A 14,141-nucleotide genomic window follows, 5' to 3' on the forward strand; every position below is an offset into this window, starting at 1 on the left:
GTCGGGAGAGACCGTGCGACGGCGACAGCGTGGCGAGCATCGGCCCCGGTCGGCCGGGGCCGGGTGTCAGGAGGTGTGCGGGCAGTTGCCTCGGGACTCGGCGATGGTGAGGCTGACGGCCGGGAGCGGGCAGAGGAACTGCTCATAGCGGGTGTCGTTGTCGATGAACCGCTTCAGCCAGGAAATGCTGTACTTCGCGATCGTCGTGTTGGACGAGTTCGGTGTGAAGTGGGTCGCGCCCCGCAGCTCGATGTACGCGCGGTCGGTGGAGGAGGGCAGGCTCGCGTAGAACGGCTGGGAGTGCGTGGCCACGGGTGCGATGGTGTCGCCGTCGGCGCCGACGACCAGGGTGGGAGTCGTGATCTCCGGCCAGGTCTTGTCGAGGTTCCAGCCGGTCAACGGGATGGCGGCCTGAAGCGCGGGGCGGGACTTGGCCGCTTCGAGGGCGCCGCCGCCGCCCATGGAGTGGCCCATCACTCCGAGGCGTCCGGCGTCGATGCGGCTGCGGACCGAGCTGCGCTGCACCAGGTAGTCCAGTGCGGCCAGCAACTGCGTCCCGCGGCTGTCCGGTTGGTCGGAGGTGGTCAGCGTGTCGATCGTGAAGACGACGAAGCCCTGGGAGGCGAGCCGCGGGCCGAGCCAGGCGATCGAGGACTGATAGGCGGTGTACCCCGGCGACACCGCGACCGCGCCGAACGTCCCGTCCGCGGTGCTCGTCGGGTAGTAGATGGTGCCGCCGCCGAAGCCGCTCACCGCGAGTCGCGACACGCTGGTCTCGGACACCGCGTAGGGGCCCCTGCCGGCCTCGATGCTCGCCGTGGTGGGGGCCGGGCCCCGTTCGTACGGGTTGTCGGCCGCCTGGGCTCCGCCGGTCAGCGAGGTCAGCAGGCCGACGAGTGCGGCGGCCGTCGCGAGGCCGGAGCCGAGGCGCCCGAAGCGGCGGCGCCGGTGGCGGTGGGGAGTACGCGTGGGACAGGAGGTGTGTGGGGTGGTGTCGCTCATCACGGCTCCTTCGAGGATGAGGGTTCCGGCGCCTTGGGGCCTGACGGAGGCCGCCGGGGGAGAGGCGGCGTCGGGCCCGTGGACGTGACACGAGTCATCCGGCGGTCAACAACGTAGGAGCTGACCAAAAGTCAGGCATCAGTGGAATCACCAGTCGTGCCCGGGGCGCCCACACGCACCACCTCGCACCTGGGAGAGTCCCGGTCACAGCGGTGCATGCCCCTCAACCGCCGCGTGGTCGCCGGGCGTTCGGCCGGGCATGGTCCGCTCCGGCGGCCCTCAGCCCGGTTCCGGCAGGTCCCAGCCCCGGTCGTGGTCGTCGTCGACGTTCGCCAGGAGATGCGCGAGACCGGTGCGCGACCGGACGCCCAGCTGCGCGAAGACGTTGCGCAGGTGGTACTCGACGGTCCGGACGCTGATGGACAGCTCCGCGGCGATCTCCTTGTTCGTCGCGCCGCACGCCACATCCCGCGCTATGCGCACCTGCTGCGGCGTGAGCGATGCCAACAGCCCCGCCTCGGCGGTCCCGCTCGCCTCGCCGGCCGCCCGCAGTTCCGCGCCGGCACGCCTGGCCCACAGCGCCGCGCCACAGTGTTCGAACCCCATCAGCGCGGCACGCAACTGGTCCCGTGCCTCGGTGGGCCGCCGACGACGCCGTAGCCACATGCCGAAGGCCAGATGGGTGCGCGCGTGCTCGTACGGCCCCGACGCCTTCTCATGGTGGGCGAGCGCGGCACGGTAGAGTTCCTCGCTGCGGTCCGCGGACGCGAGGAGGGCCCGGCACCGCGCCAGCTGCGCCGGAGCCTGGGGGTCGGCGCCGAGATCCGCCCAGACGGCGAACAGGTCGACCATCTCCGGCGCTTCGAGAATCCGGCCGGACAGGACGCAGGCCTCGACGAAGCACGGTACGGCCAGGAACCACAGCCCGAAATGGCCTTGCCGGGCGCCGGGTTGGACCAGCGGTGCCAGCCGGGCGGCCGCCTGCTCGACCTTGCCCGCCCCCAGTTCCGCACGCGCCTGGGCCCACTCGGCGAGAAACGCGGCCTGGGCCAGCCCGTGCGGCTGAGCGACGGCCAGGACCTCCGCGACCTGGTGGCGGACCGTGGGCAGATCACCCGCGATGGACACCACGAGCGCCCGTACGGCCGACAGGTCGGCGGCCACGTTGCGCTGCCCGAGTCGGCGCGCGAGCAGCAGCCCTTCCTCCGCGTGGGCGCGGGCTTGGGGGTGGCGGCCTTCGCGCAGTTCGGCGCAGGCCAGGTGCGCGATGATGCCCGGAACTTCGGTCTGCGCTCCTGACGAGCGCGCGGACGCCAGGGCGAGGCTCAGGAGCCGACGCGCGAGGGGGAGCCGGCCCAGCAAGAGGGCCACGCTGCCGGCGTCGCAGAGCTCCTGCGTCTCCGCCCGAGGCGCGACCTGGTACAGCCGGGGCTCCAGAACCGTGGTGGCCCGTTGCAAGTCGCCCTCCGCCACCGCGCTCATCCCGATCCGGTGATCCCTCCACGCGGCCTCGGGGCACTCCTTGGCACACGGCGTCGACGCGTCCATGGCACCGCACACGTGACAGGGACCCACCGCGAAGACACGCCGGTAGGTGTCGTGATCGCCGGCCGACCAGGCGGCTGACGCCGCTGCCAGCAGGGCGCGACGGGCTTCGAGGGGGTCTGTCTCACGCAGTCCGTCGGCGGCACGGAGCAGCGCCGAGCAGGCATCCGCCACGGGGCCGTCGCGCAATTGCTGCCGACCGTGTGCCAGGGCGCGGCGGGACGCCAAGTCGGACGCGCACGGCACTGCGGCCCCGGCAACTCCGGTGGTGGCGGCGGGCGGCAGGGCGCGGGCCTCCGGTGCGTCGAACCCGGCAAGGCCGAGGGTACGGGCCGCGGAGGCGCCGCGAGTCTCGTCGTCCACGTCGGTCACCACCCCGGATGCAGCTGTCCCTGGAGGCGCCAGGAACATCGTTGTTGAAAGAATGTCCAACAACGACGTGTGCGTCGACCGTCAGCGCAACGTTTCGTGGCGGGGCGGCCCCGCCATACCGGGTATCAGGCTGCGATGAGCTTCTGCGTGCGGGTCGGCGTCCGCACGTCGCTCTCCGCCACCGCGCCCCCAGGAACCGGGCCTCAGCCGTGTCCGCCCCTGGAAGTTCCCAGCCGCCGCTACCGACGGGCGCGCCGGATACGTACGGGGCCGCGCGTCTCCGCCTCCACGACAGGCCGGCCGCCCTGCGTGACCTCGACCTCGCCGTCGTTCACCAGACGCCATGCCGCGCGGCGGGCCGGTTCCATCAGGGTCCGCCAGCCGTCGTCGTCACCCTCGTAGACCGCCCGCGCCGCGTCGGACGGACAGATCGACGCGGTGTCGGCACGGCGCTCCAGCAGGCTCATGATGGCCTCCTCCAGCCGTTGGCCGAGCTGCCGGTCCGTCTCTTCCATGCGATCCAGTGTGCCGGAGGGCCTGTGCGACGGCAGGACGAGCCGCCGTCCCCACCGTGACGGCCCGGCTTGACCGGAGCGCCTGCGGATCCGATCCGCACGAAACGCCGGGGTTCTGGCGCTGCGGGACCTGTGCCACGCCGTCGGCGCCCTGCCCCTCGACGTCAACGGCCTGGGCGTGGACCTGGCGGTCGGCTGCGGCTACAAGTTCCTCTCTTGCGGCCCCGGCACCCCCGCCTTCCTCTACGGCGCCCGGCGCCACCACCCCACGCTGGAAACCCCGTTGCCGGGCTGGACCGGCCACGCCGAGCCCTTCGCCCTGGCCGACTCCAACACGCCTGCCCCCGGCATCGCCCGCGCCCGCATCAGCACCCCGCCGATCCTCTCCCCGCTCGCCCTGGAAGCGGCCCTCACCGCCTTCGACGGCGTCGACCTGGCCCGGCTCCGTACCAAGAGCCTGTCGCTGACGGGCTTCTTCCTACGTTGCACGGACGAACTCCTGACCCTTCTGGGCTTCACCCCCGTCACCCCGGCCGAACCCGCCCGCCGCGGCAGCCAGGTCACCCTCCGGCACGCCCACGCCCGCGGTCTGGCCGTCGCCCTCGCAAAGGTCGGGGTCCTCGCGGACATGCGCGCGCCCGACCTGCTCCGCTTCGGCGTCAACGCTCTCTACACCAGCCACCGGGACATGCTCACCGTCGCAACGCGTCTGCGTGACCTCACCGAGCTTTCCATCTACGACCCCGCGCCGCCCACTACGGGCCCGGTGACCTGAACGGGGCGGACCGGACGTGTGGTCCACACCCTCAGCGTCAGCCGCGCAGGAGCGATCCCAGCGCCAGACCGGCGCCCAGACCGACCAGGGCGCCGACCGACGTCCGCCAGTCGGGCGCTGCTCCGGCGACCGCACCGACTGCACAGAAGCTTGGGCTACCGCAGTCCCCGGAGAGTACGAGACCGCTCTCTCGGCCTGACCAGCACACCGGCCGAGTCCGTGAAAACGGAACGAGCGCAACCGACGATGCTGAGGCGCGCTGGTCGCTCGACTCGAACGGCAAGCCGGCGGAGGCTGCGGACAACCCGTCATGACGGGTTCAGCGGCCGTGAACGTAGGCGGAGCCCGCGATTCGGAGCGCCGTATGGGCACTGCGACACTGCTCCCGGGCGACCTCCAGAGCCACTTCCACCTCAGGCGAGAACCGACCATCGGTCGCCGGGCCCAGGACGATGTCCGGCAGTTTCACGGCCGTCCGCCACGCGGTCTCGGCGGTACTCAGAAGAGCATGGTCCGAGTCAACGAGTAGTCCGACTCGATCCCGGGCGACCGTGGCCGCGCTGCGCGTGGTCGCCAGGGCTGTCCGATCCTCTGCTGTCTCGGCGGCCCCGGTGCGCCGGGATTCGACGGACAACCAGTGTGCTTCACGGTGGCGGACGATTGCCTCCAAGAGCTCGGCGACGGCATGCGTCACGTCTTGGCGGTGCGTGTGTTCTCGGGCCTGTCGGTCTCCCGACCGTTGGGCGTATCCCGCGAGGGCGACGCCGGCGAGGGTGCCGAGGACAGCAACGATCGTGGACCACATGAAAAGCTCCAGGGGGTGTGGCGAGATCCGCGGCGGATTGCTGTGTGACGGCCCGCCGTCACAGGGCAGGACGGTGGGCCGGGTCAGTGCGTACCACGGTCGGCGACGGTGACCAGTGCGAGAATCCCGTCCACGTCCACGTCGTCGGTGTCCCGTTCGGTGAACAGTACGGCGTCCAGGCGGTCGAGGCGGATGGACTCCCGGCCGAGGGCGGCCGACCCGTGAAGGACCACTGCGAGCAGGTGGGTTCCGGCCTCCGGCCGCACCGCGAAGCGGTCCCGCATGATCCGGACCTCCGCCGTCGCATCGGCGCGGCGCACCATGACGTTGAAGTCGACGATCGGGCCGCCGAGCAGCTCGCACTCCGTCTCGGAGTCACCGCGGAAGGCGAACGGCTCGTACAGGGCGGCCATCTCGTGCGAAGTGCCGTCGACCGTCAGGGTCATGCCGGGACCGTCGACGACGGTGATGATCCTGTCCACGCCCTCGAAGACGGAGAACGGTCCGCTCTGCGCGACATCGGCGATGCTGACGCGCCAGACGAAATCGCCCGTTCCCGCCCCCTCGGGGTGGGCGGCCACCTCGGAGGTGACGCCTCCGCCGTTCTTCCACGGCGCGGGTGTTCTGTCCTGCGCCCGCAGAACCTGCAGTGCCATGCGCTTTCCTTCCGGATCGGACGGCTGCGGAGCCCGTTCCCCCAGCTCGGCGGCCCGGACAGGCCTTGAGGCCGTCGACACAGCACCGTACGCGACGACCTCCGAGGTACTGCCCGCCGAGGGCCATACATCAGGGAGCCGGATGACTGGGCCACGGGTGTCCTCCCGTCCGCTCACGCGAGGCTGAGGCAAGCGCTCGCCGTCTTGCGGGCACGGCCGCTCATCCGGTCGTCAATGTGCTGCGGTGCCCGATGAGTAATGCCGCCATGCCGGGTCTACAGCACAGATGAACCGGTCTGGATCGAAATCACAGGAGGTCGAAGTGTCCGCATCAGTGCTCGACATGTCGATGTCACTCGACGGATATATCGCCGATCCGAACGATTTTCTGGGCGGCGACGATGGCGAACGACTCCACAAGTGGGCCGACCCGGAGGACGAGTCCGGCCTGCCGTCCGGGCCGGCCGCGCAATTCCAGGACGAGTGGAACAGGGCCGGTGCGGTGCTCGCGGGACGACGCACTGCCGAGCTCATGGATCACTGGGGCGGTGATCACGGTGGTCTCCCGATCTTCGTGCCCAGTCACCGCCCGCCCGGCCCTGCCGCCCGTTGGGGGTATCCGTTGGTGACCTACGTGAGGGACGGGATCGAAAGCGCGATGGCACAGGCCAAGGCCGCCGCCGGGGACAAGTTCGTGCAGGTGCGTGGCGCATACACGGCGCAACGGGCGCTTGAGGCCGGGGTGCTCGATGAGGTGCAGATCCATCAGATCCCGGTGCTGCTCGGTGACGGCCGTCGCCTGTTCGACGTCTTGCCGTCGCAGATCGAGTTGGAGATCATCCGCGTGATCGACACGCCGGAGGCCACTCACATCCGTTACCGCGTCCTTCGCTGACTGGCCCCGGGCCGGGGTGGGCCGACCGGGGCCAGTGAAGGGGGCTGCTCAGGCGGCCGGGGTGTTCAGCACGTACTCGCGCGAGGCGTTGACCTCGGCGCGCAGGGCGGACAGGTCGACGTCGAGGACGTGGCCGTTCCACTTGCGGGGCTCGCCGTTGATGAGGACGGCGCTGATGTTGCGGGCGTCGGAGCCCAGCACGACGGTGCCGATCGGGTCGTTGAGCGGCATGTTGTTGAGGTCCTCCGCCTGGATGACCAGCAGGTCGGCCTTCTTGCCCGGGGTGAGTGAGCCGGTGACGGCGGCCAAGCCGTTGGTGTGGGCGCCCTGGAGGGTGGCGAAGTCCAAGACGTCGTGGGTGGTGATGCGCTGCGGCTGCTGGTCGGTGCCGTAGGCGGCGTGGACGGCGCGCATCCGCTGGATGGCGTGCAGGGCCCGCATCTGCGTGAACATGTCGCTGGCCAGGGCGACTTCGACGTCGATGCTCAGTCCGGGGCGGATGCCGACGGACAGGGCCTCGTCGATGGCGGGGATCGCGGTCTCCAGGCCGATCTGGGCGTCAGAGGTGGGGGCGAGGGCCACGGTGGCGCCGGTGTGTCCCAGCGCCTTCCATGCCTCGGAGGTCAGCCCGGTGGCGTGGATGAGGGTGACGTCGGGGCTGAGGATGCCGTCCTTGGCCCACCGCAGGATTGCCTCGGAGGAGGACGTGCCGAAGACGGCGTCCACGCTCACTCCGATGCCCAGGTCCTGTGCGACGCGGGCGAGTTCGGGACCGTAGGCGAGCGCCGGTCCGGCGATCTCGTCGGTGGCGAGCGTCGCCAGGCGCAGGGTCAGCAGCTGGTCGTCGCTGCTGAAGTACTGGTCCTTGATGCGCGTCAGGTCGCCGGGCCACTGGCGGTCCCAGTCGCCGAAGTGCGGGCCCATGGAGGCGTGCACGCCGCGGATGCCGGTGTCGCGGAGGGCCTCGACGGCGGCGTCGGAGTGCTCGCGGGTGCGGGAGTTGTGGGAGAAGTCGAGCATGGTCGTGATGCCGCTGTCGATCGCGGTGAGGGCGGCCAGCTTGGTGCCGATGTACATGTCCTCGGGCCGGTAGACCGTGGCGTAGCCGGCGAGGGTGGCCATGACGTAGCCGCCGAGGTCGTCGACGTCCGGCATGATCCGGCGCAGCTGGGCCTCCCAGGCGTGCCGGTGGGTGTCGACGAAGCCGGGGCTGAGGATGGTGCCGGTGGCATCGACGACCACGGCATCGCCCGCGGCGAGGTCACGGCCGACGGCGGTGATGGTGTCGCCCTCGACGAGGAGGTCGCCGCCCTCGATGACGCCGAGATCGGGGTCCATGGTGACGATGGTCGCGCCGGTGAACAGGATGCGCCGCTGACCGGCGGGGCGGCGGCGGAGCTCTTCGAGGACGGCGGCGCTGGTGGTGTCGTTGACGTTCATGGGGTTCTTTCCGTACGGCGGACATGGCTGGAAGAAGGGCCCGTCTGCGGGGGAGGGCCAGGAGGGGTGGGGCGTGGGGGGCGAGGCTGCTCGAACACCAGCCTCGTCCCCGCCCGCCACAGCAACCAGGCCGTGGTTTCCCCAGGTGTCGCGCACCCAGGATCGGGACTTGTGGCCACGCCGATGGGCGCGCGCCCGATGTGCGAAGCGAGCGCCGGTGCAGCTGGCCGGCAGTCGCTAGGCAGGTACAGCACCCGTCCCGCCTACAACTTCTCAACTCAGCCCCACCATCGCGGACTTCCCCAGCCGCACCTCTTGACGGCTTTGGTGTAGACCTTTAGGTTCACCAGCCAGCAGAGTCTCCACACATGGATCCCCACACACATATGTGAACATCCGTGTTCACCTCTTGCCGCCCGCCCTCTTCCAGGCGGCGTCCACCCCCCACCCCAGGACGAAAGGCCCCCCGCCATGCAACGCCTCGCCCTGCGCTGCGCTCTCGCCCTCTCGCTCGGCCTCACCGCCGTGGGTACCCTCGCGGCCCCCTCCGCCTCGGCCGCCACCGGCACGATCACCGGCCTGGCCGGCAAGTGTCTCGACGTGGCCGGTGCGAGTTCGGCCGACGGCACGGCCGTACAGCTCTACGACTGCAACGGCACCGCCGCCCAGCAGTGGACGGTCGGTTCCGACGGCACCATCCGCGCCCTCGGCAAGTGCCTTGACATCACCGGCAGTTCGACGGCCAACGGCGCCCAGCTCCAGCTCTGGACCTGCGGCGGCGGCGCCAACCAGCAGTGGACGGTCAGCGCCGCGCGCGACATCGTCAACCCGGCCGCCGACAAGTGCCTCGACGCCACCGGCAACGCCTCCGCCAACGGCACCCGCGCCCAGATCTGGACCTGCACCGGAGCCGCCAACCAGAAGTGGAACGCCCCCGCGGCCGGTGGTGGCACGACTCCGCCGGGCTCCGCGCCGATGGCCGTGGCGCCGTACCTCTACAACGGCTGGGGCAATCCACCCAGCCCCGCTACTGTCATGAACGCGACAGGCGTGAAGTGGTTCACGCTGGCGTTCGTCCTGAGCAACGGCTACTGCAACCCGCAGTGGGACGGCGGCCGGGCGCTGACCGGGGGAGTGGACCAGCAGACCATCACCGCCGTGCGCGCGGGCGGCGGCGATGTCGTCCCGTCCTTCGGCGGCTACAGCGGGAACAAGCTGGAGAGTTCCTGCTCCAGCGCCGGCGAGCTGGCGGCGGCGTACCAGAAGGTCATCAACGCCTACTCGCTCAAGGCGATAGACATCGACCTCGAGGCCGCCGCGTACAGCAACGGCACCGTGCAGCAGCGGACCGTGGACGCCCTCAAGACCGTCAAGGCCAACAACCCGGGCATCAAGGTGTACGTCACCATCGGCACCGGTCAGAGCGGGCCCGACACCAGCCTCATCAACCGGGCGGCGGCGTCCGGTCTGTCCGTGGACGCCTGGACGATCATGCCGTTCGACTTCGGCGGCGCGGGCCAGAACATGGGCACCCTCACCCAGCGGGCGGCCGAGGGGCTCAAGACCGCGCTGAAGAACGCCTACGGCTACAGCGACGACACCGCCTACCGCACCATGGGCATCTCGTCGATGAACGGCATCACCGACGACAACGAGACCGTCACCACCGCCGACTTCCAGACCATCCTCGCCTACGCGCAGGCCCACCACCTGGCGCGGCTCACGTTCTGGTCCGCGAACCGTGACCGGCCCTGCCCGGGTGCCTACCCGAACGACGACACCTGCTCGGGCGTGAGCCAGAGCAATTGGCAGTTCACCAGCATCTTCGCCCGGTACACCGGATGAACGGCACGCGAGTCGAGAACGAGGAAGGGATCGGTCAAGAGATGAACACCGTCGGATCCGGCTCCACCCGCGCGCTGCTGCGGGTCCTGCTCCTGCTGGCCACGCTGCTGGGCCTCGCGGCCGTACCGCCCGCCGCGCAGGCGAGCGGCGCCGCGGCCCCGTTCAAGGTGCTCGCCCTCTACAGCGGCACGTACGACGCGGCGCACATCGACTTCGACAAGGAGGCGAACGTCTGGTTCCCGCAGCAGGCGGCCGCCAACGGCTTCACCTACACGGCCAGCACCGACTGGGATCTGCTGGCCAACGGCGGGGTCAACGCCTACCAGGTCGTCCTGTTCCTGGACGACCTGCCGCAGACGTCCGCCCAACGCTCCGGTTTCGAGGCGTACATGAGAGGTGGGGGTGGCTTCCTGGGCTTCCATGTCTCGGCGTTCACGACGGATGCGTCGAGCTGGTCCTGGTACCACAACACGTTCCTCGGTTCTGGCAACTTCGCGTCCAACACGTGGGGGCCGACCGCGGTGACCCTGAAGGTGGAGGACCGCACGAACCCCGCGACCGTGAACCTGCCGGCCACGTTCACCTCGTCGGTCAGCGAGTGGTACAGCTGGTCCAGGGATCTGCGGCAGAACGCGGACATCAAGGTCCTGGCATCGATCGACCCGAGCAGCTTCCCGGTCGGCACGGACCCCAACCAGTCCTGGTACAGCGGCTATTACCCGATCCTGTGGACCAACACGAAGTACAAGATGCTGTACGCCAACTTCGGCCACAACGCGATGAACTACACGACCAACACGCGGCTCTCGTCGACGTTCGCCAGTGCCACCCAGAACCGCTTCCTGCTGGACGGGCTCAAGTGGCTGGGCGGGGGCGGCTCCACGACCCCGCCGACCGGCGACCAGATCTCCGAGACGGCCTGGTACAGCGTGCAGAACGGCGGGAACGGCACGTGCGTGGACGCCCGTTCGGCAGCGACCGCGAACGGCACGGCGATCCAGCAGTACGCCTGCAACGGCACGTCGGCCCAGCAGTACCAGTTCCGGAGCACCGACAGCGGGTACCTGCGGATCACCGCCCGCGGCAACTCCGCGCAGGTGATCGACGTGACCGACCGCTCGACCGCGGACAACGCGCCGTTGCAGCTGTGGGCCTACTCCGGCGGCACGAACCAGCAGTGGGAGCCGGTGCGCGAGACCAGCGGGCGCTACCACTTCGTCGCCCGGCACAGCGGCAAGTGCCTGACGGCTGCGTCGGCGGCGACGAACAGCGTCCAGCTCACCCAGCGAACCTGCGACGGTTCGGCCACGCAGGCCTTCCAGCTCACCGCGCAGTCCTGAGCCACTGCGCGGTGACACCAGGCCGTCGCCGTGGATGCGGTCAGACCTTCCTCGGGAGGGCCTGACCGCATCGCGCTGAGCATGCCATCGCCTCCTATGGCGAACCCTTGGCGTCACTCCCTGAAAGCTGTCGAGCAGTCAAGACACCGGCAGCGTGCAGAACTTGCACGGAATCTGGTGTCCGAGGGCTTGCCGAACCACTGGGTCAACATTTAAATCAAGACGTGAACTAAGTCGTGACCCGCTTCGTCGCAGGTTCGGCACCCGCACGCCCCCGCACGACGGTTACCGCACGGCCTTTCGTGACCATCCTTCATCCACCCCCAGGGGAACATGGCATGGGCCTCAGATCTCTCGGTGTCGCGCTCGCCAGTACGGCCGCGCTGATCATCCTTCCTGTCGTCGCACCACCCTCGGCGCTCGCAGCCGACGCCAACCTGTCCCAGGGCAGGACAGCCACGTCGTCCTCGACGGAGAACGCGGCAACGCCTGCAGCCGCCGCGGTCGACGGCGACACGGGCACCCGCTGGTCCTCGGCCGCCACCGACGACCAGTGGCTCCAGGTCGACCTCGGGGCCACGGCCTCGATCAGCCAGGTCGTCCTCAACTGGGAAACGGCCTACGCCGCCGACTACAAGATCCAGGTCTCGCCGGACGGCGGCTCCTGGAGCGATCTTCGGACCGTCACCGGCGGGGACGGCGGCACCGACACCCTCACCGTGTCGGGCCAGGGCCGCTACGTCCGTATGCAGGGCGTCCACCGGGCCACCCCGTGGGGTTACTCGCTCTGGGAGTTCCAGGTCTACGGCACCCCCGGGGCGACCCAGCCCGCCGCCTGCTCGACCGCCAACTCGGCGCAGGGCAGGACCGCTTCGGCGTCCTCGACGGAGAACGCCGGCACCCCCGCCTCCGCGGCCTTCGACGGCAACGACTCCACCCGCTGGTCCAGCCAGGCCACGGACCCCCAGTGGCTGCGCGTGGACCTGGGCTCCAGCCAGGACATCTGCAAGATCGACCTGAACTGGGAAGCCGCCTACGGCAAGGACTTCCAGCTCCAGGCTTCCCCTGACGGCCAGAACTGGACCACCCTCAAGACCGTCACCGCAGCGACCGGGGGCCGCGCCTCCTACGACGTCAGCGGCACGGGCCGCTACGTCCGCGTGCTCGGGACGGCCCGCGGCACGGTCTACGGCTACTCCCTGTGGGAAGTCGCCGTCCACACCACCTCCGGCGACACCGGCGGCCCGATCCAGGGCGGCGGCGACCTGGGCCCGAACGTGATCGTCGTGGACCCCTCCACGCCCAACCTCCAGCAGAAGTTCGACCAGGTCTTCACCCAGCAGGAGTCCGCGCAGTTCGGCTCGGGCCGCTACCAGTTCCTCCTCAAGCCGGGCACCTACAACGGCATCAACGCCCAACTCGGCTTCTACACCTCGATCTCCGGCCTCGGACTCAACCCCGACGACACCCAGATCAACGGCGACATCACCGTGGACGCGGGCTGGTTCAACGGCAACGCCACCCAGAACTTCTGGCGTTCGGCGGAGAACCTCGCCATCACCCCGTCCAACGGCACCGACCGCTGGGCCGTCGCCCAGGCTGCGCCCTTCCGCCGTATCCACGTCAAGGGCGGCCTCAACCTGGCCCCCAACGGCTACGGTTGGGCCTCCGGCGGATACATCGCCGACTCCAAGATCGACGGAACCGTGGGACCGTACTCGCAGCAGCAGTGGTACACCCGTGACAGCTCGGTCGGCGGCTGGACCAACGGCGTGTGGAACATGACGTTCACCGGCGTCCAGGGCGCCCCCGCGACCAACTTCGACACCGGCCCGTACACCACGCTGGACACCACCCCGATCTCCCGCGAGAAGCCCTTCCTCTACCTCGACGGCAACGACTACAAGGTCTTCGTCCCCGCCAAGCGCACCAACGTCCGCGGGGTGTCCTGGCCCGCCAACGCCGGGACCTCGCTGCCGCTGAGCCAGTTCTACGTCGTCAAGCCCGGGGCGACGGCCGCCACCATCAACAGCGCACTGGCCCAGGGCCTCAACCTGCTCTTCACGCCCGGCGTCTACCACCTCGACCGGACGATCAACGTCACCCGGGCCGACACCGTGGTCCTCGGGCTGGGCCTGGCCACACTCGTGCCCGACGGCGGCGTCGACGCCCTGCACGTCGCGGACGTCGACGGCGTCCGGCTCGCCGGATTCCTCATCGACGCCGGCGCGACCCGGTCCGACACCCTGCTCCAGATCGGCGCGGCCGGCGCGGCAGCCGACCACTCCGCCAACCCGACCACCATGCAGGACGTGTTCATCCGCATCGGCGGCGCCGGCCCCGGCCTCGCCACCAACTCCGTGGTGGTCAACAGCGACGACGTCGTCATCGACCACACCTGGATCTGGCGTGCCGACCACGGCCAGGGCGTCGGCTGGGAGACCAACCGTGCCGACTACGGCCTCGTCGTGAACGGCGACGACGTCCTGACCACCGGCCTGTTCGTCGAACACTTCAACAAGTACGACGTGCTCTGGAACGGCGAACGCGGCCGCACGATCTTCTTCCAGAACGAGAAGGCCTACGACGCCCCGAACGCCGCCGCCATCACCCACGACGGCATCGTCGGCTACGCCGCCTACAAGGTCGCCGACACGGTCGCCGTCCATGAGGCCTGGGGCCTTGGCAGCTACTGCAACTACACCTCGGACCCCTCCATCGTGCAGCACCACGGCTTCCAGGTGCCGGTCAAGCCCGGCATCAAGCTGCACAGCATCCAGGTGATCTCGCTGGGCGGCAAGGGCCAGTACGCCCACGTCGTCAACGACACCGGCGCCCCCACCTCCGGCACCGACACCATCCCGTCCAAGATCACCCAGTTCCCGTGACGCTCGGCGGGTGAGCCGGGCCGCCCCGGCGGCCCGGAACACCGACCTCGACGTGCTGCGGAC

The 14,141-nt window shown here is 70.0% G+C and carries 11 protein-coding genes; 5 read left to right on the top strand and 6 right to left on the bottom strand.

Annotated features, from left to right (window positions below; all coding sequences use genetic code 11):
* Positions 1-66: 66 nt before the first annotated feature.
* The 3 genes from ACFULQ_RS45455 to ACFULQ_RS45465 form a co-directional block, all read right to left on the bottom strand.
* Positions 67-1,002 carry an alpha/beta hydrolase family protein gene (locus ACFULQ_RS45455; RefSeq protein ID WP_383556626.1) on the bottom strand — a complete coding sequence of 312 codons (936 nt, stop codon included), beginning with the start codon at positions 1,000-1,002 and terminating at the stop codon, positions 67-69.
* A 279-nt stretch (positions 1,003-1,281) separates the two neighbouring features.
* Positions 1,282-2,910: a LuxR C-terminal-related transcriptional regulator gene (locus tag ACFULQ_RS45460; protein WP_383556629.1), complete on the bottom strand. Its 1,629-nt coding sequence runs from the start codon at positions 2,908-2,910 to the stop codon at positions 1,282-1,284.
* A gap of 248 nt (positions 2,911-3,158) precedes the next feature.
* Positions 3,159-3,434, bottom strand: a complete 276-nt coding sequence (locus ACFULQ_RS45465) for a DUF3253 domain-containing protein (protein WP_383556631.1) — start codon at positions 3,432-3,434, stop codon at positions 3,159-3,161.
* A gap of 151 nt (positions 3,435-3,585) precedes the next feature.
* On the opposite strand from ACFULQ_RS45465, the gene ACFULQ_RS45470 reads away from it, so the two are divergent.
* The gene (locus ACFULQ_RS45470; RefSeq protein ID WP_383556653.1) at positions 3,586-4,209 is read left to right on the top strand and encodes a hypothetical protein; all 624 of its coding nucleotides are present in this window, start codon (positions 3,586-3,588) and stop codon (positions 4,207-4,209) included.
* 319 nt (positions 4,210-4,528) lie between these two features.
* Here ACFULQ_RS45470 and ACFULQ_RS45475 read toward each other — a convergent pair whose 3' ends face one another.
* A complete protein-coding gene (locus tag ACFULQ_RS45475; RefSeq protein WP_383556634.1) occupies positions 4,529-5,014 on the bottom strand; it encodes a hypothetical protein in 486 nt (161 codons plus the stop codon).
* A gap of 83 nt (positions 5,015-5,097) precedes the next feature.
* Positions 5,098-5,670 (bottom strand): HutD family protein, encoded by a 573-nt coding sequence (locus ACFULQ_RS45480; RefSeq protein WP_383556637.1) that lies wholly within the window; start codon positions 5,668-5,670, stop codon positions 5,098-5,100.
* A gap of 322 nt (positions 5,671-5,992) precedes the next feature.
* Here ACFULQ_RS45480 and ACFULQ_RS45485 point away from each other — a divergent pair, with 322 nt between their 5' ends.
* A complete protein-coding gene (locus tag ACFULQ_RS45485; protein WP_383556640.1) occupies positions 5,993-6,565 on the top strand; it encodes a dihydrofolate reductase family protein in 573 nt (190 codons plus the stop codon).
* Positions 6,566-6,613: 48 nt separating this feature from the next.
* Here ACFULQ_RS45485 and ACFULQ_RS45490 read toward each other — a convergent pair whose 3' ends face one another.
* Positions 6,614-8,005, bottom strand: coding sequence for an amidohydrolase family protein (locus ACFULQ_RS45490; protein WP_383556642.1), 1,392 nt, complete (start codon positions 8,003-8,005; stop codon positions 6,614-6,616).
* A gap of 471 nt (positions 8,006-8,476) precedes the next feature.
* Between ACFULQ_RS45490 and ACFULQ_RS45495 the strand changes: the two genes are divergently transcribed.
* The 3 genes from ACFULQ_RS45495 (at position 8,477) to ACFULQ_RS45505 (ending at position 14,078) form a co-directional block, all read left to right on the top strand.
* A complete protein-coding gene (locus ACFULQ_RS45495; protein WP_383556644.1) occupies positions 8,477-9,850 on the top strand; it encodes a ricin-type beta-trefoil lectin domain protein in 1,374 nt (457 codons plus the stop codon).
* Positions 9,851-9,891: 41 nt separating this feature from the next.
* Positions 9,892-11,190, top strand: a complete 1,299-nt coding sequence (locus ACFULQ_RS45500; RefSeq protein ID WP_383556647.1) for a ThuA domain-containing protein — start codon at positions 9,892-9,894, stop codon at positions 11,188-11,190.
* Between the two features lie 338 nt (positions 11,191-11,528).
* The gene (locus tag ACFULQ_RS45505) at positions 11,529-14,078 is read left to right on the top strand and encodes a discoidin domain-containing protein (protein ID WP_383556650.1); all 2,550 of its coding nucleotides are present in this window, start codon (positions 11,529-11,531) and stop codon (positions 14,076-14,078) included.
* Positions 14,079-14,141 lie beyond the last annotated feature (63 nt).

Origin of the sequence: Streptomyces sp. NPDC057253, assembly GCF_042669125.1 — a bacterium.
GTDB lineage: Bacteria > Actinomycetota > Actinomycetes > Streptomycetales > Streptomycetaceae > Streptomyces.

What these genes read in the sequence shown, in the direction of transcription:
- ACFULQ_RS45455 (WP_383556626.1), bottom strand. Translation starts at nt 1,002, where the DNA reads ATGAGCGACACCACCCCACACACCTCCTGTCCCACGCGTACTCCCCAC.
- ACFULQ_RS45465 (WP_383556631.1), bottom strand. Translation starts at nt 3,434, where the DNA reads ATGGAAGAGACGGACCGGCAGCTCGGCCAACGGCTGGAGGAGGCCATC.
- ACFULQ_RS45475 (WP_383556634.1), bottom strand. Translation starts at nt 5,014, where the DNA reads ATGTGGTCCACGATCGTTGCTGTCCTCGGCACCCTCGCCGGCGTCGCC.
- ACFULQ_RS45480 (WP_383556637.1), bottom strand. Translation starts at nt 5,670, where the DNA reads ATGGCACTGCAGGTTCTGCGGGCGCAGGACAGAACACCCGCGCCGTGG.
- ACFULQ_RS45490 (WP_383556642.1), bottom strand. Translation starts at nt 8,005, where the DNA reads ATGAACGTCAACGACACCACCAGCGCCGCCGTCCTCGAAGAGCTCCGC.
- ACFULQ_RS45495 (WP_383556644.1), top strand. Translation starts at nt 8,477, where the DNA reads ATGCAACGCCTCGCCCTGCGCTGCGCTCTCGCCCTCTCGCTCGGCCTC.
- ACFULQ_RS45500 (WP_383556647.1), top strand. Translation starts at nt 9,892, where the DNA reads ATGAACACCGTCGGATCCGGCTCCACCCGCGCGCTGCTGCGGGTCCTG.
- ACFULQ_RS45505 (WP_383556650.1), top strand. Translation starts at nt 11,529, where the DNA reads ATGGGCCTCAGATCTCTCGGTGTCGCGCTCGCCAGTACGGCCGCGCTG.